The sequence below is a fragment of the Proteus vulgaris genome (genome assembly GCF_033708015.1).
In the GTDB taxonomy this organism is placed as follows: domain Bacteria; phylum Pseudomonadota; class Gammaproteobacteria; order Enterobacterales; family Enterobacteriaceae; genus Proteus.
Map to the genome: position 1 here is coordinate 83,376 of NZ_CP137920.1, position 26,687 is coordinate 110,062.

The following is a 26,687-nucleotide window of genomic DNA, read 5'->3' on the forward strand; positions in this document are numbered from 1 at the left end:
CACTATTTCTTGCTTAAGTTACGGCTAGTCTATTGACCGCTGATCACCGATTCGCTTCATTCCACTTGTGCCATTCCTCAAACAAGCCTTATCCATTGTTTAACGCCCCTTTTAACCGACAACATACAGACCAACGAATAAACGGCAGTCTGGAGTAGTGCATGTCGAAGAAATCAAAACCGGTTCGTCTTTGTGTTGAAGGGGCGACAACGGACGGGCGTCGAGTTGACCGCGAATGGTTAACCCAAATTGCGAAAAACTTTGATCCCGCGGTTTATGGTGCGCGAGTTAATATCGATCACTATAACTATTCATGGGCACCACGATTTGGTGATGTGGAATCGGTGTATACCGAGGAAATCAAAGAAGGGGCGCTGGCGGGTAAGTTGGCACTGTATGGTGTGATCAATCCGACACCTGATTTAATTGAACTCAATAAAAAACGTCAAAAAGTTTATACCTCTGTCGAAATTAATCCGAGTTTTTCAGATACCGGCGAAGCCTATCTGGTCGGTCTTGCAGTGACCGATAATCCCGCGAGTTTAGGCACTGAAATGTTGCAATTTAGTGCTAATGCACAAAGTAGCCCATTTTCAGAACGCAAACAAAGCAAAGATAACGTCTTTACTGCGGCAGAAGAAACGCATCTCGAATTTACTGACGAAAAGCCTGAAAACGGTAAACCGGGTCTTTTTAGCATCATTACAGAGATGTTTTCTAAAAAGCAACACAGTGATGATGCGCGATTTACCGATGTACATCAGGCGGTAGAGCTGTGCGCCAAAGAAGTGCAAACCCTTTCAGCAGAAATTACCGCATTAAAAAGCGCAGACCAAAGCGAAGCGGTAAAAGCACTTACGCAACAACTCACTGAATTAAAAAACCAATTTGAAAATACAGACGCCTCGTTCTCACATCGTCCGCCGGCAACGGGTGGCGAAAATAACGGCGAAGTGCTGACGGATTGCTAAGGTAACGAACAGACCATGAAAAAAGAAACTCGTTTTAAATTTAATGCGTATATGACGCAACTCGGTAAAATTTACGGTGTTAGCGCCCAAGAGTTTAGCGATACCAAAGTACCGATTGAACCGTCTGCTGCTCAAAAATTAGAAACTACGATCAAGCAATCGGCGGAATTTTTAACGCACATTAATATTGTGCCGGTTGATGACCAAGTGGGCGAAGCTATTGGTTTAGGTATTGGCTCAACTATCGCGGGAACCACTGACACAACAGCAAAAGACCGTGAAACAAGTGATCCAATTAAGCTGACAAAAAACAGCTACCATTGCCAGAAAACCAATTACGACACCCATCTCGATTATTCAAAAATTGATATGTGGGCGAAGTTTACCGACTTTCAAACCCGTATCCGTGATGCAATCATCCGCCGTCAGGCATTAGACCGCATTATGATTGGTTTTAATGGTACGCACCGCGCCGATAACTCTGATCGTAAAAAATATCAATTACTGCAAGATGTGAATTCTGGCTGGTTACAAAAAGTCCGTGAACGTGCGCCTGATCATGTGATGGGCAGTATTACGCAAGACGGTACAACAACAGCCAAACCGGTTTATGTTGGTAAAGGGCGCGCGTATCAAAATTTCGATGCGTTAGTCCAAGACACCATTGATAAGGCAATTGATCCAGAATATCAGGACGATACGGGGCTTGTTGTGATTTGTGGACGTAAATTGTTAGCAGATAAATACTTCCCACTGGTCAATAAAGACCAAAACAACAGCGAAAAGCTGGCAGCAGATACCATTATCAGTCAGAAACGTATTGGTGGTTTACCGGCTGTACGTGCGCCATTTTTCCCTGAAAATGCCTTTTTTATTACTCGTCTTGATAACTTGTCGATTTATTTCCTTGCGGATTCTCGTCGTCGCCAAGTGCTGGATAACGCAAAACGTGATCGCATCGAAAACTACGAGTCAGTCAATGAAGATTTCGTGGTTGAAGATTTCCGCGGTGTGGCGCTCGTCGAAAATATCGTTTGCGAAGATGCCGAAGAAACACCACCCGAAACCACTGACGTTATCGCGCCTGAAAATAACACCGGTACAGACAACAGCGCAGTAACGGAAGAAATACTGGCTGAAAATAAAAAGGCGAAATAATGGCGTTATCTCCGTGGGAAAAACACCGCATGAGCCTAAGTGCGCAGCAGTCCACCCAATTGGGTGGGCATGTTAGCCGCAACACGAAAGGCTATCACATGATGCTGTTACGTCTTGCGATAGATAAAAAAGAGCTAAAACATTTTCAGTCACGCGAACGCAAAGAAGCTTATAAGCGCAAGATATTAGCCAATTATCAACCGTGGGTTGATGGAGCACTGTCCGGTGGTAGTGGCGTGCAAGATGATGTCTTAATGACCATCTTGCTGTGGAAAATTGATGCGGGTGATTATGAGGGGGCGTTAGATATTGCTGTTTATGCATTAGCTAACCGTCTAGTGATCCCCGGTGTCAACCGCACTACGGGCACCGTGATTGCCGAAGAAATTGCCGATTCAGCAATGCGAGCGTATGCAGTCAAATCACCAGTTTCATTGGAAATGTTAGAGCGTACACGTGCCTTGACCGATGATGAAGATATGCCCGATGAAGTCAGGGCAAAACTCTACAAAATCTTAGGGTTAGTGCTACGCGATAATAATCGACCACAAGAAAGCTACTGCGTATTAAGCCGAGCCTTAGAGTTAAACATGAATGTCGGGATTAAAACCGAATTAAAACAACTCGATAAAGTGCTCAAAGCCCAGCGTGACGCTGAAAAAGCATTGTGACACCACGTCAGGGCGGCACGGAAAAAGCAACTCGCTTTCTTTCGTCCACCGCCCACATATTTTAAGGTTTTCTCATGGATTATGTTTCTGCTAACCCTGTGCCACAAAAAGACGAAACCATCAAAAATAATGGCTTTTTTCCTGATATTCAAACTCGTGATTTTCAATTGCAAACTCGCGTCGATGGTACGGTGACACCGGAACGACTGAAAAGCACGTTACTGAACGCCATGATTGAAGTGAATCGAGAGTTGTATCAGTGGCGTATTGGTCAATCTGCGAAAACATTAAAAGGCGTACCTGCTGAACAAATTAACGGTGAAAGTGAATTGATGATTTTATATCAACGTGCCGTGTTCTGTTTTGCAAAAGCCAGTTTAATCGAACGTTATCGCGATATTGATACTACCGCACAAGGTAATAAAAAAGCCGACACCATGACACCAGTGATTGATGAAGTGTGGCGTGATGGTCAATGGGCTTTGCAACGTATCAAAGGGGAAACCCATAACACGGTGGAGCTTATCTAATGCGGATTTACACCCAACAAGGGGATACCGTAGATGATATTTGTTGGCGTTACTTTGGTCAGTCATCCTGCATGATTGAACAAGTATTGGAAGCTAATCCGGGGCTGGTTGAATTGGGTGCAATATTACCCACCGGCACTGCGATTGAGTTACCGGACTCGTCACAGCAACACAGCACAACACCGATTTTACAACTTTGGGATTAACCCCTTTAAGGGGGAAGGTATGAAGAAGATGCCCTATAAAGATCCAAGTAATATTAATTGGCTGACTGCGTTATTAGTTAGCTTAATGGCGCTCTTTGGCAGTATCGCCAGTTATGCCAACAAGGTGTTAAAAGGGGAGCCGTTCCGCTTTGGGATTTTAATTGCACAAATTATTGTTTCCATGTTTGCGGGTATGTTTGTTCTGTTAGGTGCCAGTTATTTTCAATGGCAAATGGAAATAGCCGGTAGCTTTGCGGGTATGGCTGGCTGGTCTGGTGCTGCATTGGTGAGTGCATTAGAAAAACAATTCTTAAGGAAGGCATCAGGTGAATAAATTTATCTTCAGTCAGCGCAGTAAAAATAATCTTATTGGCGTTAACCTGTTATTAGTGAAAATTGCTTATCGTGCATTAGAAATTTCTACGGCAGACTTTGCGGTGATAGAAGGTGTTCGCACACTTGAAAAGCAAAAAGAAAACGTTAAAAAGGGCGTTTCAAAAACATTAAACAGCCGCCATTTAACGGGGGATGCCATTGATATATTACCTTTTGCCATTAAACCGGGAATGGAATGGCAACCGCATTTCTTTGAACCGATTTTAAGAGCCTTTAAACAAGCTGCAGATGAAGAAGGGGTGATATTACGTTTTGGCAAAAATTGGAAAAGTGATCCTAACTTACCCGTTGAAACCCGTTTTCCTGATTATCCTCATATCGAGATACTGAAATGAAATTGATCGGTTTGAAGTTTGCTGCAATCACGGGTATTGCGGTGACTATCTTGTGTTTCTTCTTACTTTTGAAAATGAATACATTAGAGGCAGAAAATCATCAGCTTAAGGGTGACAATATCACCCTTAAGCAAAATGTTATCAATCATAAAAATGCGATTGAACACTATCAGGAAGAACTCACCCGCTTATCAGAACTGGATAAACAACATACAAAGGCGCTGACCGATGCAAAAAATAATATTAGCCAGCTTAATGATGAGTTGCGCAATAATACTAAACGGGTGTACATCAAAGCCGATTGCCCCAACCCCGATAATCGCACCACCGCCACCGCCGGCATGGGTGATGCAACCCCCGCACGACTTACCGAAACAGCTCAACAAGATTATTTACGTCTCCTCGAAATGATTGCGGAGAATAAGGCACAAACGGAATATTTAATTGATTACACAAATCAATTATTACAATACATCAATGAGTTAAGCTATGAAAAAGCCTGCAAGCCTACGCGATACCTTAATTAACAAGGTGAGCTATTTAGGGGATAACCCCGATAGGCTCTACACTTTTATTGACGGTGGGGCGATTGTGGCAACCGGTGCCAGAAGCCAATCTTATGAGTATCAATACAATCTCAATATTATTATTGATGATTATCCCGGTGACCAAGATGTGTTAATGGCAGTGATCATTGGTTGGATTGAACAGCATCAACCTGATATTTTCCTCAATCCCGATAAGCGCCAAAGTCATTTTACCTTTGATGCCTTTATTGATAGCAACCAGACCGCCAGTATTAGCATTGATTTAAAGCTGACTGAGCGTGTCCTCGTTAATGTGCAAGCAGGTAAATTGGTTGTCGGTGCAGTTGAAGAGCCGGCTGATCCGTTTGAAAGTTGGGAGAGTGTGGATCATGAACGCCGATGATTTCAGCCCGTTAACCCAAGCGTTAGCCACCATGTTGGCAAAAGCGTCACCCAATGAGCGCAAAAAGCTAGCCCGTGAAATTGCCCGTGATTTACGCAAAAGCAATTTACAACGTATTCGCGCCCAAAAAAATCCCGATGGAACCGCATTCACCAAGCGTAAAGCCTCAACGGTTACCGTTTTGCGAGGAATGAAATTTGTCTGGAAAGGACAGCCTCGCAGTTTAAAAAATTGGCGACTACGCAAAACGAAAAAGGGCGACGTGATCACCGGCTATGATTTGGAAAAGAAAGCCGAACGTAGTTTTTATAAGCGCGATATTCTGCGTTTTATTGAAGTGAAAAAAGATAAAATCAGCACCGCAAAACCCAATAAACAGACTCGCATGTTTAAGCGTTTAGCCACCGCCCGTTATTTGCGAATGTCAGCAAATGATAAAGGTGTTTCCCTCTCTTTTGCCCCTCAAGTTGCGGGCATTGCTGCGGTGCATCATTACGGTTTGAAAGAGCGTGTGCGGGGAAAGTCATTAGAAATTCAATATCCTGAACGAAAGCTATTAGGCTTTTCACCAGCAGATATTAAACATATCGAAAACCAATTACTGGAATTCCTTTCTCGTTAATTGTCCTGTCTTTGAAACAACCCCAACCTCGTGCGTTTTTTTATTTCCCGTTGCACATTGCGGGTATGAATATCGCAGAACTTATCCGAAAAATACAAAATCTGATCCGTACTGGCGTTGTGATTGATGTCAGCGCAGAAAAAGGGTGTCGAGTTAAAACGGGCGACAATGAAACCGACTGGCGCCCGTGGCTTACTGCACGTGCCGGTAATTCGCGTTCATGGTGGGCGCCCAGTATTGGCGAACAAGTGTTATTACTTTCTATTGGTGGTGACTTAACCACCTCGTTTGTGTTACCGGCAATATTTAGTGACGATTTTTCAGAGCCGTCAAGCTCATTAACCGCCCATCGTCAAGAGTATGAAGACGGTGCCGTGATTGAATATGAACCCGCAACCGGGGCGCTAATAGTTACAGGAATTAAAACCGCCGTAGTTGAAGCCAGTGAGTCAGTCACAGTCACATCACCCGACATTACGTGTATCGCAGAAAGCAAAATCACCCTTGATACCCCTACCGTTATTTGCACCAACAACTTAACCACGGGATCACTGACGGTACAAAAAGGCGGCACAATGACCGGTAACATTACCCATACAGGTGGGCAAATGTCCTCTAATGGCGTAGTGGTTTCAACTCATACACACAGTGGAGTGCGTACGGGTGATGGTAATACGGGGAAACCACAATGAACTATCTCGGTATGAATGCACAAACCGGTGAACGTATTACCGATATTGAGCACGTTCGCCAGTCGATGAGAGATATTTTTAACACCCCCATTGGTAGCCGATTGATGCGCCGTGAATATGGCAGTTTGCTTGCCGATTTAATTGACGGTCCGGTTAATGACAAGATGCGACTGCAATTAATGTCGGCATGTTACACAGCGGTTTATCGTTGGGAGCCACGTATTGTGATGACTGCCATTGATATTCATAGCCAACACGAACAGGTGATTGTCGATATCACTGGCTATTACGCCCATAACCAACAACCGATTAATTTCTCTCTACCGGTGACATAACATGCCAACGATTAATTTAAGCCAACTCACACCACCCGATGTGATTGAGTCGTTAGATGCAGAACAGCTCTTACGCGAACGCAAAACGGCGTTGATTGCCGTAATGCCAGTGCATTTACGTGATGCGATTGCTAACACGTTATCGTTAGAGTCGGAACCGCTGACCAAGCTGTTAGAAGAAAATGTTTATCGTGAGTTGTTATTGCGTCAGCGAATTAATGAGTCTGCGCGTGCGGTGATGGTGGCGTATGCAAAAGGGGCAGATTTAGATCAGTTAGCCGCGAATTATAATTTATCGCGTTTAGTGTTACGCCCCGCCAATCCCAAAACCATTCCGCCCACACCGGCAATTTTAGAGTCTGACGATGATTTGCGTTTGCGCATTCCCGCCGCTTTTGAGGGACTAAGTGTTGCGGGTCCGGTGGGCAGTTATGAATTTCATGCCCGTAGTGCCGATGGTCGGGTGTCCGATGTGTCTGCGATCAGTCCAACACCGGCAAATGTCACTATTTCCGTGTTATCTCGTGAGGGTGACGGCACTGCATCAGAAGAATTACTGCGTATTGTTGAGCACGCGTTAAACGATGAAGATGTGAGACCGGTTGCTGACCGCATCAAAGTACAATCCGCTAAAATTATTCCCTATCAAATTGATGCAACGTTATTCCTCTTTCCGGGGCCCGAATCGGAGCCGATACGCAAAGAAGCCAATCAACGGCTGACGCAATACATTACAGAGCAACACCGCTTAGGGCGTGATATTCGCTTATCGGCGATTTATGCCACGTTGCATGTGGAAGGCGTGCAACGAGTGGAGTTAAAACAACCCGCAAAAGATGTGGTGCTGGATAAAACTCAAGCCTCGTATTGCACCCAAAGTACATTAACCATTGGTGGCTCGGATGAATAGCTTGTTACCGTCAGGCAGTAGCCCATTAGAAAAGGCTGCTGCCATTGCCTGTCAATCCTTGCAAATGTTGCCGGTACCTTTACGCCAATTATGGAACGCCAGCACATGCCCCATTGATTTACTGCCGTACCTTGCATGGGCTTGGTCGGTCGATAGATGGGATGAAAACTGGTCTGAATCTGTTAAGCGCCAAGTGGTGCGGGATTCAATGTTTATTCATCGCCACAAGGGAACCATTGGCGCACTTAAGCGTGTGGTCGAGCCGTTAGGTTACATCATCAAAGTCACGGAGTGGTGGCAAACCGACGATCCGCCGGGCACATTTCGACTTGACGTGGGCGTGCAAGAGAACGGTATTACACAAGAAATTTATGACGAATTAGAGCGTTTGATTGCTGATGCACGCCCTGTTAGTCGGCATCTCTTAGGGTTATCTATCAACCTTGATTCGCAAGGTGAGTTTTATCTTTCTGCCGCAACGTTTAGCGGTGATGAGTTAACGGTTTATCCGTATTTTGCAGAAGAAATTACCGTGTCTGGTGCGCCATTAACGGCGGTCGGAGTACACATTATTGATAAAGTTGAGGTCGTACATGAGCGCTAAATTTTTCGCCTTATTAACGGTGATTGGTGCCAACAAACTGGCAAAAGCCACGGCATTAGGCACCACCTTAAAAATTACCCAAATGGCGGTGGGTGACGGTGGCGGAACGTTACCCACACCCGATACACAACAAACTAAACTCGTCGGTGAGAAACGCCGTGCGGGATTAAATACCTTATTTGTTGATCCGAAAAACGACAGTCAGATTATTGCTGAACAAGTGATCCCTGAAAATGAGGGCGGTTACTGGATACGTGAGATTGGTTTATTTGATGATGAAGGCAGTTTAATTGCTGTGGGTAATTGCCCTGAAACCTATAAGCCACAATTGCAAGAGGGCAGCGGACGAACGCAGACTATCCGCATGATATTAACCGTTAGTCATACCGAGTCAGTTGAGTTAAAGGTTGACCCCTCGGTGATATTGGCGACTCGTGAATTTGTTAATGATGCCATTGAAAGCGCCTCAAAACAGACAATGGCAGAGGTAGCTAAGATTTATGCCACTAAAACCGAATTAAGTACGGGTTTAAGTAAAGTACAAAAATCAGCGGATGACGCTAACACGAACGCTAATAGTCGCGTGCCTAGTACCCGTAAAGTTAATAATAAACCCCTGAGCGCAGACATTACTTTAACGGCGGGTGATGTGGGTGCTGCGACACCAGCACAAGTTAACGAAGCCAAAACCGCCGCAAGCAATGCACAGACTGCGGCTAATAATGCGAACACTAATGCCAATAGTCGGGTGCCTAATTCGCGTAAAGTGAACAATAAACCATTAAGTGCAGACATTACTTTAACGGCGGGTGATGTGGGCGCAGCGACGCCAACACAAGTTAATGAAGCCAAAACCGCCGCAAGCAATGCACAGACTGCGGCTAATAATGCGAACACTAATGCCAATAGTCGGGTGCCTAATTCGCGTAAAGTGAACAATAAACCATTAAGTGCAGACATTACTTTAACGGCGGGTGATGTGGGCGCAGCGACGCCAACACAAGTTAACGAAGCAAAGGCTGCTGCATCTAATGCACAGACTGCAGCAAGCGCAGCACAAACCACGGCAAACAATGCGAATAACAACGCTAACGGTCGAGTGCCTAACACTCGCAAAGTGAATGGAAAACCACTAAGTGCTGATATTAGTTTAACTGCGGGCGATGTGGGTGCTGCGACGCCGGCACAGGTAAATGAAGCAAAGACTGCCGCAAGCAATGCACAGACTGCGGCTAATAATGCCAACACTAATGCCAATGGGCGGGTGCCTAGTACCCGTAAAGTGAACGGCAAACCATTGAGCGGAGATATTAATTTAAATGCCGGTGATGTGGGGGCGTTGACGCAAAGTCAAGCGGATAATAGGTATCTACAAGGAAATAGAAAGATAAAAGCACGTTCTATTTGGAAAGGCTTTTGGCAAGATAATAATAAACCACTGATTTTACCAGAAAGTATTCATGATAAATTTTGTCAATTTGCTATTACTGTTAACAGGGAAGCAACCACAACACAATTTATACGTAGTGGAGATACAGGTCGATATCATCTTCATCATGGCAATGGTGCTTATGTTGAAATTAGCGTAAGCACTGACGGAAAATCGATTAATCGTGTTGAAGGCGACAACGGTGCTGTTATTCAAGTTTGGGTTATTGATGGTATTTAAAGGAGTTTGTTATGAAAATTTGGTTATCTAAAGGGGATTTGCAATCTTATGTTATCTCACCCGAACCACCTAACAAAGATGACTTTTACGAAGTGGAACTACCCGATAATAGGGTTGATGGTTATGAATTTAGTCAGACGTCAGATGGTCGTATCACGTTTAATTTTACCGATAGAAATAACAATCAAGAGTATGAGAAAATTCGTTACGCTAAATTAACAGAGGCGAGCATTATCATGCGCCCATTGGAACTGGCATTAATGGCAAACCAAATAACAGATAAGGAGCAACGAAGTTTAAAGGCATGGCAAGATTATGTTATTAACGTTAATAGAGTGACAGACGGAGTTTTTCCACAAAAGCCAGAATAACCTTTGTACCAACCCTCAAACAATCCCGCTTTCGTGCAATTTATCCGCTAATTTTTCATGCTACACGGACACAGTTATAGGAGTCCGTGAGCATGGCACAAGATTATCATCACGGTGTGCGCGTTATTGAAATTAACGAAGGCACCCGCCCCATTCGCACTATCAGCACCGCTATTGTTGGCGTGGTTTGCACCGCTGATGATGCGGACGAAAAAACCTTTCCTTTAAATAAACCCGTCTTACTCACTGATGTGTCACAGGCTATCGGTAAAGCAGGGAAAACCGGCACCTTAGCCAGCACGTTAAAGGCGATTGCAGATCAGGCTAAACCTATCACCGTTGTGGTGCGTGTAGAACAAGGTGAAAGTGAAGCGGAAACCACCACTAATATTATCGGTGGCACCACCGAAGAAGGGCTAAAAACAGGGTTGCAAGCGCTGTTAGCATCACAAGCCCAACACGGCATTAAACCTCGCATTATTGGTGCGCCCGGTCACGACACGTTAGCCGTTGCCAATGAGATTGCGGTGATTTGTCAAAAGCTCCGCGCCTTTGGCTATGTGTCTGCTTACGACTGTAAAAATATCAGCGAAGCAATCAAGTACCGTGACAACTTTGGTCAGCGTGAATTAATGGTGATTTTCCCTGATTTTACGTCATGGGATAGCGTCACCAACAGCGAATCAACCGCTTACGCCACAGCGCGCGCATTAGGTTTACGTGCCAAGTTAGACAATGATATTGGCTGGCATAAAACCCTATCCAATATCACCGTTAATGGTGTGACGGGCATTTCTAAAGATATCTATTGGGATTTACAAGATCCCGCTACCGATGCCGGTTTACTGAATGAAAAAGGCGTCACTACGCTTATTCGTCGTGATGGTTTCCGCTTTTGGGGTTCGCGTACCTGTTCGGATGATCCACTGTTTGCGTTTGAATCTTATACCCGAACGGCGCAAGTCCTCGCTGACACCATGGCGGAAGGGCAGATGTGGGCAATTGATAAACCGTTAACGCCATCTTTAGCGCGGGATATCGTCGAAACCATCAACGCAAAATTACGTTCACTGGTCAGTCAGGGCTATTTGTTAGGCGGTGAATGTTGGTATGACCCGACATCAAATAGCAAAGAAGAACTTAAAGCCGGCAAGCTCACACTGGATTATGACTATACGCCAGTGCCACCAATGGAAAATCTGATGTTACGTCAGCGTATTACCGATAAATACCTGATGGATTTCGGTAACAAAATCAAGGGGTAAATCATGGCGTTACCACGCAAGCTAAAGAATTTTAATTTATTTATGAATGGCGCCAATTATGTTGGCGTTGCGGAAGAACTCACATTACCCAAAATCACCCGCAAGTTAGAAGCATATCGCGGGGGCGGTATGAATGGCTCGGTGCAAATTGATATGGGCCTTGATGATGGTGCGTTAGACACTGATTTTACCCTCGGTGGTGCTGATATTGACGTTTACCGCCAATGGGGCGCATCCACTATTGATGCGGTTCAATTGCGTTTATGTGGCGCTTATCAGCGTGATGATACGGGGGAAACATTAGCCGTTGAAGTGGTTCTCCGCGGTCGTTATAGCGAAATTGATCCGGGTAACTGGAAATCGGGCGATAACACACAAACCAAAGTCACTGTAAAACCCACTTACTACAAGTTAGTGATGGACGGTCAAGAAATCATTGAGATTGATATCGTCAATATGGTGGAAAAAGTGGACGGTAAAGACCTGTTACAAGCACAGCGTGACGCGCTGGGACTTTAATTAAATGCGGAAAGAGAACATGAAAGAGCCAATCGAAGAACAAAACCAAGAGCAAATTGAGTGGGTTGTTGTGAATGGTGACCAAGCCACGGTGACATTAGAGCAGCCGATTGTTCGCGGTGAAACAAAAATTGACAAGGTGACGGTGCTTAAACCCAATTCCGGAGCACTACGCGGTGTGCGTTTACAGCCGTTAATGGATATGGATGTTGATAGCATGATGCAAGTATTACCGCGTATTACTATGCCAACGCTAACCAAAAACGATGTGCTGTCTTTAACCGCAGGAGACTTGGTAAACCTGAGTGTGCAGGTGGTCAATTTTTTATTACCGAAGTCGGTTATGCCCGATTCCCAAGCGAATTAACCACTGATGAACTGGCGGCAGATATTGCCGTCATTTTTCATTGGTCACCGGCAGACACCGGCAAAATGAGCCTTTCAGAATTATTGTCATGGCGCTATCAAGCGGCGAAACGTAGCGGACAACAGGATGAGTAATAACTTAAAATTACAAGTTGTACTGAGTGCGGTTGATAAATTAACCGCACCGTTTCGCAGTGCGCAAGAAAGTAATAAACGACTGGCGTCCGCTGTACGCCAGTCGCGTGACTCGTTAAAAACACTTAATCAGCAAGCCTCACAAATTGACGGCTTTCGCAAGATTAAACAGCAGTTAACCTCCACACAGCAAGCGTATCAATCCGCCACACAACGTGTTGCCACCCTCGCCAAAGAAATTGCCAATACTGAAAATCCGACAAAAAAACAGTTAGAGGCGTTTAAAAAAGCGCAACGGGAAGCGGGGCAACTCAAAACCAAGTATGAGCAATTACAGCAGTCGGCACAGCGACAGAGCTCAGCATTACAAGCCAATGGCATTTCGACTAATCAACTCGGTCAAGCACAACGGCGACTTAATGGTGATATTGAACGCACCACGCAACAGCTCCGCCGGCAAGAAAATCAGTTAAGGCGCAGTGCCGAACAAGAACGGCGCATGGTGGCGGCTAAATCGCAGTATCAAAAGACGCTTGATGTGCGAAATAAAATGGCGGGTGCCGGTGCCACTATGACGGCAACCGGTGCCGGTATGTTGTATTCCGCGAAACAAACCTTAATGCCGGGATACGAGTTTAATGTCGGTATGTCAAAGGTGCAGGCATTAACGCGCTTAGATAAAAACTCCGATGAATTTAAGATGTTGCGTGAGCAAGCGCAGGAATTAGGCGCAACCACAGCATTTACGGCTAACCAAGTGGCGCAAGGTCAAGCATTTTATGCCATGGCAGGTTTTAAGCCTGAGCAAATTAAAAATGCTATGCCCGGAACGCTGGCAATGTCACTGGCGGGTGATATTGATTTAGGTACCACGGCAGATATCGGTTCCAATATTTTAACCGGCTTTAAGCTCGACTCTGACCAAATGGGGCGAGTGAGTGATGTGTTAGTCGGCGCTTTTACCCGTTCAAATACCAGTTTGACCATGCTCGGCGACACGATGAAATATGTCGCACCGGTGGCGTCAGGGTTAGGGGTTGATCTAGAAACTGCTGCCGCCGCAACGGGTAAATTAGGTGATGCGGGTATTCAAGGTTCAATGGCGGGTACTTCATTACGCGCTATCTTAGGGCGTCTTGCTGAACCGCCGAAAATGGCAGCCAAAGCATTAGAAGAACTTGGCATTAAAACACGAGATGCAAAAGGGAACTTAAGAGATTTTCCAGCATTGTTGGCGGAGCTAGATAAAAAAACTGCCAATATGGGTAATGCGCAACGGGCAGGATTCTTTAAAGCGATTGCCGGTGAGGAGGCTTTTTCTGCGTTATCTGTGCTTGCTGAACAAGCAGGAAAAGGAGAATTACAGAAGTTTGTAGATGAATTAAAAAAAGCTAAAGGCGAAGCCCAAAACGTCGCGGGTACTATGACGGATAACCTTGATGGTGATATGAAAAATCTAACATCAGCGTGGGAAGCCTTAGGCATAAAAATATTTGATGGAATTGATAAGCCATTACGTCAAATTTCTCAAAGTATTACAAAGGCAATATCAAAGGTTGAATCATGGGTGAAGGCTAACCCTGAGCTGGCTAAAACACTGACTATGGTGGGTTTAGCCATTGCGGGCATAATTACCACGCTCGGTATTCTCTCGTTATCTATTGCAGCAATGTTAGGACCATTGGCTGCCGCGAAATTAAGCCTGTCAATTTTAGGCATTAAAGGCGGTGGCGCACTCACACTGTTATTAAAACCCATTAAATTATTAGGCAGTGCATTTTTATGGCTGGGTAAAGCCATGTTAGCTAATCCTATTTTGTTAGCTATTGCCGCTATTGCGGGGGCTATTTATCTGATTTATAAAAATTGGGATAAGATTGAACCGTATGTCACTAAGGTGTGGGAATCTGTTAAACAGCGCACCGCTATTGCATGGCAAGCATTGAAAGACACCATTTTAAAAGTATGGGAAGGGATTAAATACATCTTCTTTAACTGGACAATACCGGGCTTAATTGCAAAACATTGGGATAGTATTGTTGGCTATACCAAAACCGCGTGGGCGTCGGTAAAATCTGTGATTTCGGGAATATGGGAAGGCATTAAAACCTTTTTCATGACACAAACGTTACCAGGGATTATTTATAGTAATTGGGATCAAATCGTTAAGTACACCCAAGAAAAATGGGAATTCCTTAAAACAACGATATCGACTAAATGGGATGAGATTGTCGAAGATACCAAAGCATTACCGGCTAAATTTTTACAGTTCGGTAGTGACCTGATTGATTCCATTATTCAGGGAATAAAAAATAAATGGACGGACTTTAAAAATAGCATTGGAGAATTGGCAATCGCCGCTAAAGAAGCGCTGACGCCTGAGTTTGCTAAAACCTCCGATCCGAAAGTGCAGTCTGCATTAGATTCTTACAACAGCAACTTTGCTGGTATGTATGATTCAGGGGGTTATATCCCGCGTGGCAAGTTTGGTATAGCCGGCGAAAATGGTCCTGAAATTGTCGAAGGCCCTGCAAACATCACCAGTCGTAAACATACCGCCATGTTAGCGACAGCTGCATTATCGCTAGGCAGTGCCTTTTCATTACATGCACAAAATGCGCCATTGCATCCGCACAGTTTGCCAGTTGAAAACTATCGCACGTCACCGGCTAACGTGAACATTCAGCAACAACGTTATCAAGGCGCGCCAGCACATTATGAAATTAATATTCACCCTCAACCGAATCAATCCGCGCAAGATATCGCACAACTTGTTATCGCGGAAATTGAACGCCGTGAGCGTGACAAACAAGCACGATTAAATAGCCGTTATCAAGACAGTGAGGTGTGGTAATGATGGCAGCACTTGGGGTATTTGTGTTTGAGTTACGCACCGTACCTTATCAATCGCTACAAAAACAACAAACGTGGCGACATGGTTTTACTCAACGTGTCGCACGCCGACCGGCACAACAATTTATTGGTCCTGATACCGATGTGATCACCTTGTCGGGGGCGCTTTATCCCTCATTAACTGGCGGTAAAGTGTCATTGTTAGCGTTGGAGTTAATGGCGGATAGCGGTAAAGCGTGGTCGTTTATTGATGGTACGGGCACCATTCACGGCATGTTTGTGATCACCGATTTACAACGTACCCACACCGAATTTTTCCAAGACGGTGCTGCCAGAAAAATTGATTTCTCGCTGACATTAAAACGAGTGGATGACTCCATCAGTCAGATGTTGGGAGATTTAAGCGACCAATTAGGCATGATGACCAACGGTGCCGGTGAAGCGATGAAAGGGGTTTTATCATAATGCTGCCAGAAATGATCACCGGTAAAAGTAGCACGCCGGCTTTTGTATTAATTGCCGGTGATGAAGATATTAGCGCCAAAATTCAAGGACGATTAATTTCGCTTTCATTAACGGACAATCGAGGTTTTGAAGCTGACCGGCTTGATATTGAGTTAGATGATTCTGACGGCGCGTTAATGATGCCGAAACGGGGCGAGATATTAACATTACATCTTGGTTGGCAGGGTGAAAACCTTATTCATAAAGGCTCTTTTACGGTGGATGAGATAGAACATTCAGGTGTACCCGATAAAATGACATTGCGTGCCCGTAGTGCCGATTTTAGGGCAACGCTCAATGTGCGTCGTGAAATGTCATACCATCAAAAAACATTAGGCGATATCGTCAGAATCATTGCAGGGCGTAATAATGTTACGGCGGTGGTTGATCCTGGTCTTGATACGGTGAAGATTGAACATATCGACCAGACCAATGAGTCAGACGGCAGTTTTTTAACCCGCTTAGGGCAATTAAACGGTGCCACCGCCTGTGTTAAAAACGGCAATTTGTTGTTTATGGTACAAGGGGGCAACACCACCGCCAGCGGTCAAGCGTTACCTTTAGTGCAAATTACCCGTAGTGTAGGGGATGGGCATCGTTTTTCATTGGTGGATAGAGGGGCTTACACTGGCGTGACCGCCAATTATTTAAATACCCGTAAACCGCAAGAGAAAACACAGTCGCAAATTCGGCGCAGAAAACCAACCACTGATAAACCGAAAAAAGAAGAAGATAAACAAGGAGAGTACCTTGTTGGTGAAGAAGGTAACGTAATGGTGTTGTCTCATACTTACGCGAGTAAAACCAATGCCGAACGTGCCGCGAAAGCCGCGTGGGAAAAAATACAGCGGGGCGTTGCTTCATTTAGCATTACGCTTGCAAAAGGACGTGCGGATCTCTTTCCTGAATTGCCGGTACAAGTTAGCGGATTTAAGCCTGAGATTGATAATGCCTATTGGACGTTGGTCACGGTGAGTCATTCCCTGAACAATAGCGGGTTTACCACCTCGTTAGAATTAGAAGTCAAAAGCAGTGATATAGATATGGATAAGGAATAGTGCCTGTGTATAATTACAGGTAATTTCCACATCATAAAGAGGTAACCCGTTTATGATGATTTGTCCTGTTTGTGGTCATGCCGCCCATACTCGTAGTAGTCAGCAAATATCTTCCGATACCAAAGAACGTTATAACCAGTGCCAGAATATCAATTGTGGCGCGACGTTCGTCAGCCATGAAACCGTAACGCGGTTTATTTCAAAACCTCAATTGATTGAACGAGTAGAGCCACATCTTGATAAGTATTGCCAACAGGCATTAGCGATTTAATGAAAATGCCCGGAGTGTTCCGGGCGTTGTTTATATCTGAAGTGTTCTATTTTTTCTTTGTATCACTTTCATCAGTACAAACTCGTTTTGATTTACTTGTGCTTCCATCATTACAAATAAATTTACCATTCTCACAGTGAGATACACCGCCTTTTTTACCAGAACAAGGGTAGTTTTGAGCGGAGACGGTATTGATTGAAAACAAGCTGAGAAGTGTAATTATTAGGGTTGAAATAATAACTTTATTCATTACAAATATTCCTGTCAGTAAGGTTATTTGAGATAAGTTGAAGAGTTATTATTGTAGTATAAGTTTTGAAATCTGGAGATTCGTTAATCAGATATGAAGTGATCGGGTTATTTGATGAGATGCCCGGAGATCTCCGGGCTCTGTTTTTATTGATTTGTCGTTAATTCATTAAAGAATTTTTCAAAGCCTTTCTTACCGCTATCGTCATAACGTAATTCATTAAACTGTTTTGTAAATGAACAATTTTCATCAATTAAATCATTCAATGAATTGATTGGAATATATTTCTGAGCAATTTTTAACGCTTGATCTTTAGTGAGTGTAGTTGTGTATTCAGGGCTATCTTTAAGTTTTTGGTGATTATCATTATTAATGAGGTAAGACACTACTGTCACATCATTATTATTTGTATTGATAAATGTGCGTAATACTCCATAAATAAGGGCGCGCTTTGCTAAATTATCTTTTACATCAGTTGGATCATTATCGTAAGCGGTTGCTGATAATCGGATTTTTAGAGGAGATTCACTGATGATTTCAAACGCGTTGGTATCAGAAGGATAGTCTCCAAAATCTTCCATCATGCTTGTGACGGTGGGGTAGATTGCGTTTTTATTACTACATACAAAAGTATCGTTTATTGTTTCTTGAGTTTCGGTGACTTGGTTGTTAGGAGTATCGGGAGCGAAATTAAGAACCCCAATGATTGATAAGACGAAGGTAACAAGAAAAGCAATAAATGATTGTTTGCGGTTTTTTAACTTGATGATACTAGGTTTTATCATTCCTAGAGTTATGCAAACGACAGATATTAAAAATAAAAAAATTGATACAATGAATAGAAATTCCATGTTTTTTCCTTTCTAACGATAAACAGAAGAATCTTAAGAATTTCTAATGATGAGACACGAAATGTGGTAAGTAAAGCCCCTAAAGTAAGGGGCTAGTCTTTATATCAATGTGGTCGTTTTTTCGTGGATGTGGACAGTTGGTGGACGGTGTACTATTAGATTCTAATAAAAACAATGAATTAGATTCTATTTTCGGACACCATCCCTGTCTTTTGCAGCCCCTCTGGAGAGGGGCTTTTTTTTTTGTTCGTAACATAATGGTTTTATTGTGATTTAACGAAGAACATCTGATGTCATAAATTAAGTTTATTATTAAAATAGTCATTTACTGCTTTCAAATAGATATCATTTTGGCAGAATTTATATTTTTTATTCTTAATTTTCAATATTACTTTTTTTATTAAATTCAATTTAATTCTTCGAGTATTTTCAATTGATAAACCTTGATTATGTTGAATTTCGTTTATATATTTTAACCCATTAGGATACACGAAAAGTTTTGTACTGGAAAGTTGATAAATTTTGCTTAACCAAATATCATCAGCTAAAGGAGATATAGTGAGGTAATTATCATCATTTATAAATTTTTCTTTTATCATTTCTCTTTTCAAAATAACTCCTCCTATACCTGTAATTATATAGTTATTATCTATTAAACATTGATTACTAATTATAGGGAAGTCATTATATAATTTACCTTTAATTACTTTTCTAACTCTAGTTGCTACTATATATTTAGATTCATTTTTATAGAAAATAGCTACTAACTCTTGCAGCCATTTAGTGCCGTAAATGACATCATCATCAGCGTAAACTAAAATATCATCATTTTTTGCTAACCTAAGGGCTGGTATTATTTTTCTATATGGACCTGTATTTTCTGTCCAAAAAAATGAAAGTTTTATTCCGGTTGATCTAATTTTCTTTGCCCATTCAGGCTCTTCTTGTATACCGGAATCACTCAAATAGGGCTTTTTCGAAACCCATATTCTTAATTCATCTACATGTTGTTCTTGCATACAAATTGACCATGCTGTAGCCGAACATATTTCTAACCTACTTTTTGTAGTCGTTATATTAACTGTTAGCATAATTAACTTATAATTGAGTATAATTTGTTTATTAATTCTACCGCCTTTGCGTTAAAATATCAATAAAATCATTTATAACTATGAGGATTATTATAAACTCCTTAGTTATGATTTTTATTTATAAATATTATTATACTCTTATTTTTTATATAATTATTTTTTCTGGAGTAGTATGAAAGTATTACATTTGATTAATCTACAAGGTTTCGGTGGTGTTGAAAAAAGATTTATTAAATATTTAAATAAGAGTAAGCATAACAATATAGTTATGTGTGTTAGTAATAATATCGATGAAAGAATTGAGGAGCAGTTTTCTAAAAAAGATATTTTATTTGTGAATAGAGTGTTTAATTCTTTTAAAATTAAATGGCCATCATTTTACAGAAAAAAAGTTCTTATAAAAAAAATAGAAAAACAGAATGCTGATGCTATTATTGTTTGGGATTTTATACCAAAATTAATTACCAAACCTCAATGTGGAAAGTTATTTTATTATGATTGTGGATGTGGGTGGAGATATCCTAAAAATGAAAGAACAATGTCTTTTTTTAATAAGGTAGATGGATTTATATCAAATAGTAATGCATCTAAACGAGTCATGCAATTAAGATATCATATTGATAAAGATATAAAAGTTATATTAAATAAATTAGATCTTCCTATAAAAAGAAAACCGAAATCTTTAGATAATAAAAAAAATATTATATTGGGTACGGCATCCAGATTAGTTGGTTTAAAAGGTATTGGTATATCATTACTGGTATTAAAGCAACTTTTAAATAAGGGAATAAATACGAAGCTTATTATAGCTGGATCTGGTGAGGATGAATCAAAATTAAAAGAATTAGCTAACAAACTAGATTTGAATGACTATGTCGAATTTTTAGGATACCAGAGTGAATTATCTGATTTTTATCATAATATAAATATTTATTTGAGTACTCCTATAACAGAAGCATTCGGATTATCTTGTATTGAAGCTTTAGCGAATGGTGTACCTGTTATTTTTCCTAAAATAGATGGTCAAATGGAAGCAATAAAAGATAACTATTGTGGTATTGGTTTGAAACCGCAATTAACACTAGAACAATATTTTGTTTTGACTGGGTTATCTATTAATTTTGATAATCCTATATATGATCCAGAAACTGACAATCTGGTTGATCCTAAGTTATTATTACCAAACGACTGTGTTGATGCCATAGAAAAGATAGTAGAAAATTATAACGAACTTAGTCTCAACGCATTATCATGGTCAAAAATGACAATGAATTTTGATTTATTTGTTGAACAATTTGATGATGTAGTAAATAGTGAATGTTAAGTCTTCATAATATATTGCATACAAGCTTCTAATTCATTTTTAGAAGCTTGCTGATAATACCTACAACAACGCCTCTGGAGATTCAGGTAAAATCTGTCCACCATCGACGATAATTGTCTGACCTGTAATATATTTTGCTTCATTTGAGGCAAAGAACGCGGCGGCGTAGCCGATATCTTCAGGCTCACCTAACGTATGTGTTGGGATTGACGCTTTCATTTGGTTTAAATACGCTTCACCTTGGGCTTGTAAGCCTTCTGTAAGGATATTTCCCGGCATGACTGCATTTATCGTAATACCATGACGTGCATATTCTAGTGCTGCACTACGCATAAAACCTAGTTGTCCTGCCTTACTTGCGCCATAGTGGCTCCAACCTGGATAACCCGTAATCGCGCCTGTAATGGACGAGGTAATGATCACTCGACCTTGTTTTTGTTTCTCCATTACACGTAGTGCCGCTTTAACTAAAAAGAACATGCCTTTTAAGTTTACAGTATGCATTTTATCCCAATCAGCTTCCGTCATCTCTTTAATGGTGGCTTGAGGGAAAATACCTGTATTGGAACAAAGAATATCGAGTTTGCCATGCTCTTTGACAATCTCATCAATCACTTTTTCACAGGCGGATTGATGAGTCACATCAAGGTGCATAAACTCAACATCCCATTCTTGTTTTGTTTTATTGCCTGCAACATCATCAATATCCGCAATGATAACTTTAGCACCACTCTTTTTTAGGGCGATGACAATACCTTTACCAATGCCTTTTGCGCCACCTGAAACTAAAGCGATTTTACCCGTTAAATCAAACATAAAACCTCCTATTAAGTGAAAGTTCCACTGTATCAGTCTAGATTGAAAAGCGGTAAATCAACGAGAGAACTTTGTTGTTGCTCACAAATGTACCCTAGATCTTTTTTTCTTTAAAAGGATGACACCACAAAATAGAGAGATAAACGGTAGATAGAATATCACACCAGAGAAAACTGAATATTTGTCAAAATATGCCGATGCTATTTTTTAGCATAAATAGCGATTCTTTGAGATGAATGCAAAAAGGCAGTAAAGTGTCTGTATAAAAAGTGTTAACTTATTAGGGAAATATATTTGAGATAGATTAGTCTAAACTTTATACAAGCTATCTGATTAGTTTAATGCGCATCAAGTTTATGAAAAAAAATGTACGATAATGATGAACTGGTAAAAAATATGCGTACAATGGTATTGTTGAATCAATTCAGCATTTGTAATATCGGATAATTACACCAGATAAACCGGTATTGAAATAAAAAGTTATTCCAACAATTTTGCAATAATTACATCGAATAAGAATCAGAGGTGATCATGGTCAATAGGATCAAAAGAATTGGGGTTTTAACAAGTGGTGGTGATGCACCAGGTATGAATGCCGCAATCCGTGGTGTTGTTCGTGCCGCGTTAAGTGAAGGTTTAGAGGTTTATGGGATTATGGATGGCTATATGGGGCTATACGAAAATCGCATGAAAAAACTCGACCGCTTTAGCGTATCAGACATGATCAATCGTGGTGGTACATTCCTTGGTTCTGCTCGTTTCCCTGAATTCCGTGAAGACAGTGTGCGTGCTGTTGCCATCGAAAATATGAAACAAAATGAGCTTGATGCCTTAGTCGTCATTGGTGGCGATGGTTCTTATCTGGGTGCAAAAAAATTAACGGAAGCAGGTTTTCCATGTATCGGTTTACCCGGCACAATCGATAATGATGTTGCTGGTACTGATTACACTATTGGTTATTTCACGGCGTTAGAAACGGCGGTTGAAGCGATTGACCGTTTACGTGATACCTCAACGTCTCACAAGCGTATCTCTATTGTAGAAGTGATGGGACGTTACTGTGGTGATTTAACACTGTCTGCGGCAATCGCAGGGGGCTGTGAATTTGTTGTTCTGCCTGAATCTGAATTACCGTTTAATCGTGATGAGCTACTGGCAGAAATCAAAGCAGGTATTGAACGTGGTAAACGTCACGCAATCGTCGCAATCACCGAACACGTCTGTGATGTTCATGAATTAGCGCGTTTTATTGAAGCTGAAACTAAACATGAAACGCGTGCAACGGTATTAGGCCATATCCAACGTGGTGGTTCTCCAGTTGCTTACGATCGTATTTTAGCCTCACGTATGGGTGCTTATTCTGTACAACTGCTATTAGAAGGTTATGGTGGTCGTTGTGTTGGTATTCAAAACGAAAAGCTGGTTCACCATGATATTATTGATGCGGTCATGAATATGAAGCGTGTCTTTAAAGCGGATTGGTATGAAACAGCGAAAAAACTGTATTAATTAATCGAATTTCCGCAATACCAAAATCTTTCTGAGTTCTATCCTTATTCGTGAACTGCTCTGATACACGTTATTTCTGTGTCAGAGTAGCTTCTCGAGTGAAAACATTTCATTTAGTTCTTTCTATCCTTCTTTATTTCTTCTTATCCTCCTTATGTTGGTAGCCATATTCCCGTTGTGCATATCCATCTGTTTTTTGTTATTTCATCGTTATAAAACTTTCTGTCAGCCTAATGAGACATTTAATAATAGGGGATGGAGAGTTATGTTTAAACGATGGGGTTTATTATCAACGACTTTAGTTGCACTGTTTTTTTCCAATAATCTATGGGCTAAAGATATTCAGTTATTAAATATTTCTTACGATCCGACGCGAGAACTTTATCAACAGTATAACCAAGCATTTAGCCAGTATTGGGAACAAAAAACAGGTGATAAAGTCACTATTCGCCAATCACATGGTGGTTCAGGAAAACAAGCAACATCGGTTATCAATGGTATTGAAGCGGATGTTGTCACATTAGCCCTTGCCTATGATATCGATGCGATTGCGCAAAGAGGACGGATTGATAAGCAGTGGTTAACACGATTACCTGATAATTCAGCACCCTATACGTCAACAATCGTTTTTCTGGTGAGGAAAGGAAACCCTAAGCAAATAGTGGATTGGGATTCATTAATTAAGCCGGGTGTTTCCATTATTACACCTAATCCCAAAACGTCTGGTGGCGCAAGATGGAACTATCTTGCGGCATGGGGCTATGGGTTAAAAGCGAATCATCAAGATAGTGAAAAAGCCAAAACTTTCGTTAAAGCACTTTATCAGCAAGTGGAAGTATTAGATTCAGGCGCAAGAGGCGCAACAAATACCTTTGTTGAGCGAGGTATTGGTGATGTCTTAATTGCATGGGAAAACGAAGCGTTATTAGCGATTAATGAATTAGGGGCTGATAAATTTGAGATAGTCACACCCTCAGTATCTATTCTTGCTGAGCCTACCGTGTCGGTAGTTGATAAGGTTGTCGATAAACGAGGAACACGAGAAATTGCCACTGCGTATTTAGACTATCTTTACTCACCAGAAGGACAAGAGATCGCGGCAAAAAATTATTATCGTCCCAGAGATAAAGCAGTAGCAGAGAAATACCAAAGCCGTTTTCCAAAACTAGAACTCTTTACACTTAATGATGTTTTTGGAGATTGGCAATCGGCTCAGAAAATACATTTTGCGACAGGGGGAGTATTTGATGAAATTAGTCGTCGTTGATTAAGTCAAGGTGAGCAAAATAAAAAAAATCACCTTCTGTTTGATATTCAGTAAGGTGATTTTCTCTATTTTTTATCGATTAATGGCATAGGCCAGAAAGACAAAAATTATTTTTTCGCTTTAGCTTGTGCTGCTGCTTTAACGATAACGGCAAATGCGTCAGCTTTCAGTGAAGCGCCACCGACTAATGCACCATCGATATCTGGTTGGCCAAACAGTTCTGCTGCATTTTTATCGTTAACAGAGCCACCATATTGAATGATAACTTGTTCAGCAATAGCGGCATCTTTCTTCGCAATATGATCACGAATAAATTTATGAACAGCTTGAGCTTGTGCTGGAGTTGCAGATTTGCCTGTACCGATAGCCCAAATTGGTTCATAAGCGATAACCGCATCTTTAAATGCAGCCGCACCGTGTGCATTTAACACGGCATCGATTTGGCGAGCACAGACTTCTTGCGTTTTGCCCGCTTCGTTTTCTGCTTCAGTTTCACCAATACATAATACTGGCGTTAAACCTAACTCTTTTAACACGCCGAATTTTTGAGCGATAAACTCGTCAGATTCTTTATGATAAGTACGGCGCTCAGAGTGACCAATGATAACGTATTTAACATCAACGTTTTTCAGCATTTCTGCGGAAGTTTCGCCAGTGAAAGCACCTGATAAGTTAACACCTGTATCTTGAGCACCTAATGCAATACGGCTTCCACCAATTTCATGGCGTGCTTGGCATAGGTAAACTGCCGGTGGTGCGATAGCAACATCGCAACCTGCAACACCGCTAACTTCTTTACGTAGTGCAGCAATTAATTCATGAACCATATGAATGCTGCCGTTGAGTTTCCAGTTACCCATGACTAATGGATGGCGCATAACTTTTCCTCCAACCGAGTGGTTTAAATTTAGTTTGCTAATAAACACGAATTCTGTTGATGCACAACAGTATAGAGAACAATGAATAGAATAGCTTTGTTTTTTATCACGGAATAGCTGAAACGATCTTGCTGTTTAAAGAAAGCTTAATCGGTTCAATGGCGAAGGTGGTTAATTGATTATCTTCATGGGCAATAATATAACGGATCGCGCCCACATCATGGCTAATATAATCAGAAGTTTGATTTTTAAAGGCGAATAAATTAAGAGCCTCTTGAATTTGCTCTTGGGTTATTGACGGGTCAAATTGAGCGACCAAAGTGATAATGTATTGTGTTGTGAGTTCGCGATTTATTTTTTCTAATTCAGGTGAATCAGGAGAGTGGATCAACGTGAGCTGTAAACTTTTTATTTTTTCGCTACCACGCTCTAATATGGCAGATGAATAGAGATTAGGCGTGATACGTGTTGCAGCTCTGACAAGAGGGATTGCAATATCGTGATTAGTGATAATTTTATATTCATTAAGTGATAACAATGGATTTTGTTGATTGAACTTCGCCCTAAGTTCCGGGATCGTTATCTCAAAAATAGGTGCATCCTGTTTAAGATAGCCAATATCATCTTTAGTGGGCTGTTTTTGTGCGACAGACATCTCTGTTGCGAAAACTGAAGTTGGCAAACAAAGCGCAATGCTTATGATTATCAGGTATAACGTAGAAAGAGTGTTTACTTTTATCATCTGTCCTCCGCTTGTCTGTGCTGTTATTGGTTAGTCTGTATTATTTGATACTAAATGGACAGTGTAATTCACAACTTAAGTAAATTATTGAGAATTTATGACTTTACAACATTGGGCATTTTCATTCAAAGGACGAATTGGGCGTCGTGACTTTTGGGTTGGTTTTGGTGTCTGTTTTGCACTGTTTTTAGGCCTGTTTATGATTAATGATATGATTTATCCATTACCTACTATGGTGACGTGGATATTCATTTTCTTTATTCTTTATTCATTGTGCGCAATTTTTACGAAAAGGCTCCATGATAGAAATAAAAGAGGAATATGGCTTTTATTACTGTTACTTGCCGTGATGTTAGGATTAGCCGATACCAGTAGTTTAGAACCATTTTGGCAATGGGCGTTGGGACGTTTTCTTCCCTCTTTTATCGGGATGATTATGTTGCTTGATTGCGGTGTATTTGTTGGTAATGACGGTGAAAATTATTTTGGTAAACAAACCGAGCAAGTAGACTACCGTCGCTGGCGTTAATTTATGATTATTAACATAAAATAAATAAGGGTGAGCGAAATAGGCTCACCTTTATTTTT

The 26,687-nt window shown here is 41.5% G+C and carries 34 protein-coding genes; 28 read left to right on the top strand and 6 right to left on the bottom strand.

What is annotated here, in order from left to right:
- The first annotated feature begins 161 nt into the window (after positions 1–161).
- The 24 genes from SB028_RS00430 (at position 162) to SB028_RS00545 (ending at position 17,371) form a co-directional block, all read left to right on the top strand.
- The gene (locus SB028_RS00430) at positions 162–971 is read left to right on the top strand and encodes a GPO family capsid scaffolding protein (protein WP_318859728.1); all 810 of its coding nucleotides are present in this window, start codon (positions 162–164) and stop codon (positions 969–971) included.
- 15 nt (positions 972–986) lie between these two features.
- A complete protein-coding gene (locus tag SB028_RS00435) occupies positions 987–2,129 on the top strand; it encodes a phage major capsid protein, P2 family (protein ID WP_318859729.1) in 1,143 nt (380 codons plus the stop codon).
- The gene (gene gpM / locus SB028_RS00440; RefSeq protein ID WP_318859730.1) at positions 2,129–2,800 is read left to right on the top strand and encodes a phage terminase small subunit; all 672 of its coding nucleotides are present in this window, start codon (positions 2,129–2,131) and stop codon (positions 2,798–2,800) included. Before SB028_RS00435 ends, gpM begins: the two co-directional genes overlap by 1 nt.
- Before the next feature lie 74 nt (positions 2,801–2,874).
- Positions 2,875–3,330: a head completion/stabilization protein gene (locus SB028_RS00445; protein WP_318859731.1), complete on the top strand. Its 456-nt coding sequence runs from the start codon at positions 2,875–2,877 to the stop codon at positions 3,328–3,330.
- Entirely contained in the window at positions 3,330–3,536 is a 207-nt protein-coding gene (locus SB028_RS00450) for a tail protein X (protein ID WP_318859732.1), read from the top strand. The genes SB028_RS00445 and SB028_RS00450 overlap by 1 nt, the downstream gene beginning before the upstream one ends.
- Before the next feature lie 19 nt (positions 3,537–3,555).
- Positions 3,556–3,870, top strand: coding sequence for a phage holin family protein (locus tag SB028_RS00455; RefSeq protein ID WP_232806239.1), 315 nt, complete (start codon positions 3,556–3,558; stop codon positions 3,868–3,870).
- Positions 3,863–4,267: a M15 family metallopeptidase gene (locus tag SB028_RS00460; RefSeq protein WP_318859733.1), complete on the top strand. Its 405-nt coding sequence runs from the start codon at positions 3,863–3,865 to the stop codon at positions 4,265–4,267. The genes SB028_RS00455 and SB028_RS00460 overlap by 8 nt, the downstream gene beginning before the upstream one ends.
- On the top strand, positions 4,264–4,794 hold the full coding sequence (locus SB028_RS00465; protein ID WP_318859734.1) for a lysis protein: 531 nt from the start codon (positions 4,264–4,266) through the stop codon (positions 4,792–4,794). Before SB028_RS00460 ends, SB028_RS00465 begins: the two co-directional genes overlap by 4 nt.
- Positions 4,757–5,197, top strand: coding sequence for a phage tail protein (locus SB028_RS00470; RefSeq protein ID WP_318859735.1), 441 nt, complete (start codon positions 4,757–4,759; stop codon positions 5,195–5,197). Before SB028_RS00465 ends, SB028_RS00470 begins: the two co-directional genes overlap by 38 nt.
- On the top strand, positions 5,184–5,819 hold the full coding sequence (locus SB028_RS00475; RefSeq protein ID WP_318859736.1) for a phage virion morphogenesis protein: 636 nt from the start codon (positions 5,184–5,186) through the stop codon (positions 5,817–5,819). The genes SB028_RS00470 and SB028_RS00475 overlap by 14 nt, the downstream gene beginning before the upstream one ends.
- A gap of 65 nt (positions 5,820–5,884) precedes the next feature.
- Complete coding sequence (locus SB028_RS00480; RefSeq protein ID WP_318859737.1) at positions 5,885–6,511, top strand: phage baseplate assembly protein V; 627 nt, start codon at positions 5,885–5,887, stop codon at positions 6,509–6,511.
- Entirely contained in the window at positions 6,508–6,846 is a 339-nt protein-coding gene (locus tag SB028_RS00485; RefSeq protein WP_318859738.1) for a GPW/gp25 family protein, read from the top strand. Before SB028_RS00480 ends, SB028_RS00485 begins: the two co-directional genes overlap by 4 nt.
- Before the next feature lies 1 nt (position 6,847).
- Positions 6,848–7,756 (top strand): baseplate assembly protein, encoded by a 909-nt coding sequence (locus SB028_RS00490; protein ID WP_318859739.1) that lies wholly within the window; start codon positions 6,848–6,850, stop codon positions 7,754–7,756.
- Positions 7,749–8,360: a phage tail protein I gene (locus SB028_RS00495; protein WP_318859740.1), complete on the top strand. Its 612-nt coding sequence runs from the start codon at positions 7,749–7,751 to the stop codon at positions 8,358–8,360. Before SB028_RS00490 ends, SB028_RS00495 begins: the two co-directional genes overlap by 8 nt.
- Complete coding sequence (locus tag SB028_RS00500) at positions 8,350–10,029, top strand: phage tail protein (RefSeq protein ID WP_318859741.1); 1,680 nt, start codon at positions 8,350–8,352, stop codon at positions 10,027–10,029. The genes SB028_RS00495 and SB028_RS00500 overlap by 11 nt, the downstream gene beginning before the upstream one ends.
- A gap of 11 nt (positions 10,030–10,040) precedes the next feature.
- The gene (locus SB028_RS00505; protein ID WP_318859742.1) at positions 10,041–10,400 is read left to right on the top strand and encodes a tail fiber assembly protein; all 360 of its coding nucleotides are present in this window, start codon (positions 10,041–10,043) and stop codon (positions 10,398–10,400) included.
- Positions 10,401–10,492: 92 nt separating this feature from the next.
- A complete protein-coding gene (locus SB028_RS00510) occupies positions 10,493–11,665 on the top strand; it encodes a phage tail sheath protein (protein ID WP_318859743.1) in 1,173 nt (390 codons plus the stop codon).
- 3 nt (positions 11,666–11,668) lie between these two features.
- The gene (locus tag SB028_RS00515) at positions 11,669–12,184 is read left to right on the top strand and encodes a phage major tail tube protein (RefSeq protein ID WP_286417173.1); all 516 of its coding nucleotides are present in this window, start codon (positions 11,669–11,671) and stop codon (positions 12,182–12,184) included.
- 19 nt (positions 12,185–12,203) lie between these two features.
- Positions 12,204–12,551 carry a phage tail assembly protein gene (locus tag SB028_RS00520; protein WP_318859744.1) on the top strand — a complete coding sequence of 116 codons (348 nt, stop codon included), beginning with the start codon at positions 12,204–12,206 and terminating at the stop codon, positions 12,549–12,551.
- 23 nt (positions 12,552–12,574) lie between these two features.
- A complete protein-coding gene (locus SB028_RS20685; protein ID WP_308807857.1) occupies positions 12,575–12,685 on the top strand; it encodes a GpE family phage tail protein in 111 nt (36 codons plus the stop codon).
- Positions 12,678–15,539: a phage tail tape measure protein gene (locus SB028_RS00530; protein WP_318859745.1), complete on the top strand. Its 2,862-nt coding sequence runs from the start codon at positions 12,678–12,680 to the stop codon at positions 15,537–15,539. Before SB028_RS20685 ends, SB028_RS00530 begins: the two co-directional genes overlap by 8 nt.
- A complete protein-coding gene (locus tag SB028_RS00535) occupies positions 15,539–16,003 on the top strand; it encodes a phage tail protein (protein WP_318859746.1) in 465 nt (154 codons plus the stop codon). Before SB028_RS00530 ends, SB028_RS00535 begins: the two co-directional genes overlap by 1 nt.
- Positions 16,003–17,100: a phage late control D family protein gene (locus SB028_RS00540; protein ID WP_318859747.1), complete on the top strand. Its 1,098-nt coding sequence runs from the start codon at positions 16,003–16,005 to the stop codon at positions 17,098–17,100. The genes SB028_RS00535 and SB028_RS00540 overlap by 1 nt, the downstream gene beginning before the upstream one ends.
- Before the next feature lie 52 nt (positions 17,101–17,152).
- The gene (locus SB028_RS00545; protein ID WP_071233994.1) at positions 17,153–17,371 is read left to right on the top strand and encodes an ogr/Delta-like zinc finger family protein; all 219 of its coding nucleotides are present in this window, start codon (positions 17,153–17,155) and stop codon (positions 17,369–17,371) included.
- A gap of 46 nt (positions 17,372–17,417) precedes the next feature.
- On the opposite strand, the gene SB028_RS00550 is transcribed toward SB028_RS00545, so the two are convergent.
- The 3 genes from SB028_RS00550 to SB028_RS00560 all read right to left on the bottom strand — a co-directional run bounded on the left by SB028_RS00550 (position 17,418) and on the right by SB028_RS00560 (position 19,491).
- A complete protein-coding gene (locus tag SB028_RS00550; protein WP_196727311.1) occupies positions 17,418–17,621 on the bottom strand; it encodes a hypothetical protein in 204 nt (67 codons plus the stop codon).
- Positions 17,622–17,767: 146 nt separating this feature from the next.
- Positions 17,768–18,472, bottom strand: a complete 705-nt coding sequence (locus SB028_RS00555; RefSeq protein ID WP_318859748.1) for a hypothetical protein — start codon at positions 18,470–18,472, stop codon at positions 17,768–17,770.
- Between the two features lie 293 nt (positions 18,473–18,765).
- Entirely contained in the window at positions 18,766–19,491 is a 726-nt protein-coding gene (locus SB028_RS00560) for a glycosyltransferase (RefSeq protein WP_171729885.1), read from the bottom strand.
- 244 nt (positions 19,492–19,735) lie between these two features.
- Here SB028_RS00560 and SB028_RS00565 point away from each other — a divergent pair, with 244 nt between their 5' ends.
- A complete protein-coding gene (locus SB028_RS00565; protein WP_069366851.1) occupies positions 19,736–20,887 on the top strand; it encodes a glycosyltransferase in 1,152 nt (383 codons plus the stop codon).
- 60 nt (positions 20,888–20,947) lie between these two features.
- Here SB028_RS00565 and fabG read toward each other — a convergent pair whose 3' ends face one another.
- A complete protein-coding gene (gene fabG, locus SB028_RS00570; protein ID WP_069366850.1) occupies positions 20,948–21,703 on the bottom strand; it encodes a 3-oxoacyl-ACP reductase FabG in 756 nt (251 codons plus the stop codon).
- Between the two features lie 531 nt (positions 21,704–22,234).
- Between fabG and pfkA the strand changes: the two genes are divergently transcribed.
- Both pfkA and SB028_RS00580 read left to right on the top strand, forming a co-directional pair.
- Positions 22,235–23,212, top strand: a complete 978-nt coding sequence (pfkA, locus tag SB028_RS00575) for a 6-phosphofructokinase (protein WP_069366849.1) — start codon at positions 22,235–22,237, stop codon at positions 23,210–23,212.
- Between the two features lie 265 nt (positions 23,213–23,477).
- Positions 23,478–24,479: a sulfate ABC transporter substrate-binding protein gene (locus SB028_RS00580; protein WP_069366848.1), complete on the top strand. Its 1,002-nt coding sequence runs from the start codon at positions 23,478–23,480 to the stop codon at positions 24,477–24,479.
- A gap of 107 nt (positions 24,480–24,586) precedes the next feature.
- On the opposite strand, the gene tpiA is transcribed toward SB028_RS00580, so the two are convergent.
- Both tpiA and SB028_RS00590 read right to left on the bottom strand, forming a co-directional pair.
- On the bottom strand, positions 24,587–25,357 hold the full coding sequence (gene tpiA / locus SB028_RS00585; RefSeq protein ID WP_069366847.1) for a triose-phosphate isomerase: 771 nt from the start codon (positions 25,355–25,357) through the stop codon (positions 24,587–24,589).
- Between the two features lie 106 nt (positions 25,358–25,463).
- Positions 25,464–26,099, bottom strand: a complete 636-nt coding sequence (locus tag SB028_RS00590) for a DUF1454 family protein (RefSeq protein ID WP_069366846.1) — start codon at positions 26,097–26,099, stop codon at positions 25,464–25,466.
- Positions 26,100–26,196: 97 nt separating this feature from the next.
- Here SB028_RS00590 and SB028_RS00595 point away from each other — a divergent pair, with 97 nt between their 5' ends.
- The gene (locus tag SB028_RS00595; protein ID WP_069366845.1) at positions 26,197–26,628 is read left to right on the top strand and encodes a DUF805 domain-containing protein; all 432 of its coding nucleotides are present in this window, start codon (positions 26,197–26,199) and stop codon (positions 26,626–26,628) included.
- Positions 26,629–26,687: the final 59 nt, after the last annotated feature.

What these genes read in the sequence shown, in the direction of transcription:
- pfkA (WP_069366849.1), top strand. Translation starts at nt 22,235, where the DNA reads ATGGTCAATAGGATCAAAAGAATTGGGGTTTTAACAAGTGGTGGTGAT.
- SB028_RS00445 (WP_318859731.1), top strand. Translation starts at nt 2,875, where the DNA reads ATGGATTATGTTTCTGCTAACCCTGTGCCACAAAAAGACGAAACCATC.
- SB028_RS00480 (WP_318859737.1), top strand. Translation starts at nt 5,885, where the DNA reads ATGAATATCGCAGAACTTATCCGAAAAATACAAAATCTGATCCGTACT.
- SB028_RS00455 (WP_232806239.1), top strand. Translation starts at nt 3,556, where the DNA reads ATGAAGAAGATGCCCTATAAAGATCCAAGTAATATTAATTGGCTGACT.
- SB028_RS00555 (WP_318859748.1), bottom strand. Translation starts at nt 18,472, where the DNA reads ATGGAATTTCTATTCATTGTATCAATTTTTTTATTTTTAATATCTGTC.
- SB028_RS00490 (WP_318859739.1), top strand. Translation starts at nt 6,848, where the DNA reads ATGCCAACGATTAATTTAAGCCAACTCACACCACCCGATGTGATTGAG.
- tpiA (WP_069366847.1), bottom strand. Translation starts at nt 25,357, where the DNA reads ATGCGCCATCCATTAGTCATGGGTAACTGGAAACTCAACGGCAGCATT.
- SB028_RS00450 (WP_318859732.1), top strand. Translation starts at nt 3,330, where the DNA reads ATGCGGATTTACACCCAACAAGGGGATACCGTAGATGATATTTGTTGG.
- SB028_RS00550 (WP_196727311.1), bottom strand. Translation starts at nt 17,621, where the DNA reads ATGAATAAAGTTATTATTTCAACCCTAATAATTACACTTCTCAGCTTG.
- SB028_RS00515 (WP_286417173.1), top strand. Translation starts at nt 11,669, where the DNA reads ATGGCGTTACCACGCAAGCTAAAGAATTTTAATTTATTTATGAATGGC.
- SB028_RS00465 (WP_318859734.1), top strand. Translation starts at nt 4,264, where the DNA reads ATGAAATTGATCGGTTTGAAGTTTGCTGCAATCACGGGTATTGCGGTG.
- SB028_RS00520 (WP_318859744.1), top strand. Translation starts at nt 12,204, where the DNA reads ATGAAAGAGCCAATCGAAGAACAAAACCAAGAGCAAATTGAGTGGGTT.
- SB028_RS00565 (WP_069366851.1), top strand. Translation starts at nt 19,736, where the DNA reads ATGAAAGTATTACATTTGATTAATCTACAAGGTTTCGGTGGTGTTGAA.
- SB028_RS00540 (WP_318859747.1), top strand. Translation starts at nt 16,003, where the DNA reads ATGCTGCCAGAAATGATCACCGGTAAAAGTAGCACGCCGGCTTTTGTA.
- SB028_RS00590 (WP_069366846.1), bottom strand. Translation starts at nt 26,099, where the DNA reads ATGATAAAAGTAAACACTCTTTCTACGTTATACCTGATAATCATAAGC.
- SB028_RS00475 (WP_318859736.1), top strand. Translation starts at nt 5,184, where the DNA reads ATGAACGCCGATGATTTCAGCCCGTTAACCCAAGCGTTAGCCACCATG.
- SB028_RS00430 (WP_318859728.1), top strand. Translation starts at nt 162, where the DNA reads ATGTCGAAGAAATCAAAACCGGTTCGTCTTTGTGTTGAAGGGGCGACA.
- SB028_RS00500 (WP_318859741.1), top strand. Translation starts at nt 8,350, where the DNA reads ATGAGCGCTAAATTTTTCGCCTTATTAACGGTGATTGGTGCCAACAAA.
- SB028_RS00535 (WP_318859746.1), top strand. Translation starts at nt 15,539, where the DNA reads ATGATGGCAGCACTTGGGGTATTTGTGTTTGAGTTACGCACCGTACCT.
- gpM (WP_318859730.1), top strand. Translation starts at nt 2,129, where the DNA reads ATGGCGTTATCTCCGTGGGAAAAACACCGCATGAGCCTAAGTGCGCAG.
- SB028_RS00435 (WP_318859729.1), top strand. Translation starts at nt 987, where the DNA reads ATGAAAAAAGAAACTCGTTTTAAATTTAATGCGTATATGACGCAACTC.
- SB028_RS00545 (WP_071233994.1), top strand. Translation starts at nt 17,153, where the DNA reads ATGATGATTTGTCCTGTTTGTGGTCATGCCGCCCATACTCGTAGTAGT.
- SB028_RS00505 (WP_318859742.1), top strand. Translation starts at nt 10,041, where the DNA reads ATGAAAATTTGGTTATCTAAAGGGGATTTGCAATCTTATGTTATCTCA.
- SB028_RS00495 (WP_318859740.1), top strand. Translation starts at nt 7,749, where the DNA reads ATGAATAGCTTGTTACCGTCAGGCAGTAGCCCATTAGAAAAGGCTGCT.
- SB028_RS00580 (WP_069366848.1), top strand. Translation starts at nt 23,478, where the DNA reads ATGTTTAAACGATGGGGTTTATTATCAACGACTTTAGTTGCACTGTTT.
- SB028_RS00560 (WP_171729885.1), bottom strand. Translation starts at nt 19,491, where the DNA reads ATGCAAGAACAACATGTAGATGAATTAAGAATATGGGTTTCGAAAAAG.
- SB028_RS00530 (WP_318859745.1), top strand. Translation starts at nt 12,678, where the DNA reads ATGAGTAATAACTTAAAATTACAAGTTGTACTGAGTGCGGTTGATAAA.
- SB028_RS00510 (WP_318859743.1), top strand. Translation starts at nt 10,493, where the DNA reads ATGGCACAAGATTATCATCACGGTGTGCGCGTTATTGAAATTAACGAA.
- SB028_RS00470 (WP_318859735.1), top strand. Translation starts at nt 4,757, where the DNA reads ATGAAAAAGCCTGCAAGCCTACGCGATACCTTAATTAACAAGGTGAGC.
- SB028_RS00595 (WP_069366845.1), top strand. Translation starts at nt 26,197, where the DNA reads ATGACTTTACAACATTGGGCATTTTCATTCAAAGGACGAATTGGGCGT.
- fabG (WP_069366850.1), bottom strand. Translation starts at nt 21,703, where the DNA reads ATGTTTGATTTAACGGGTAAAATCGCTTTAGTTTCAGGTGGCGCAAAA.
- SB028_RS00485 (WP_318859738.1), top strand. Translation starts at nt 6,508, where the DNA reads ATGAACTATCTCGGTATGAATGCACAAACCGGTGAACGTATTACCGAT.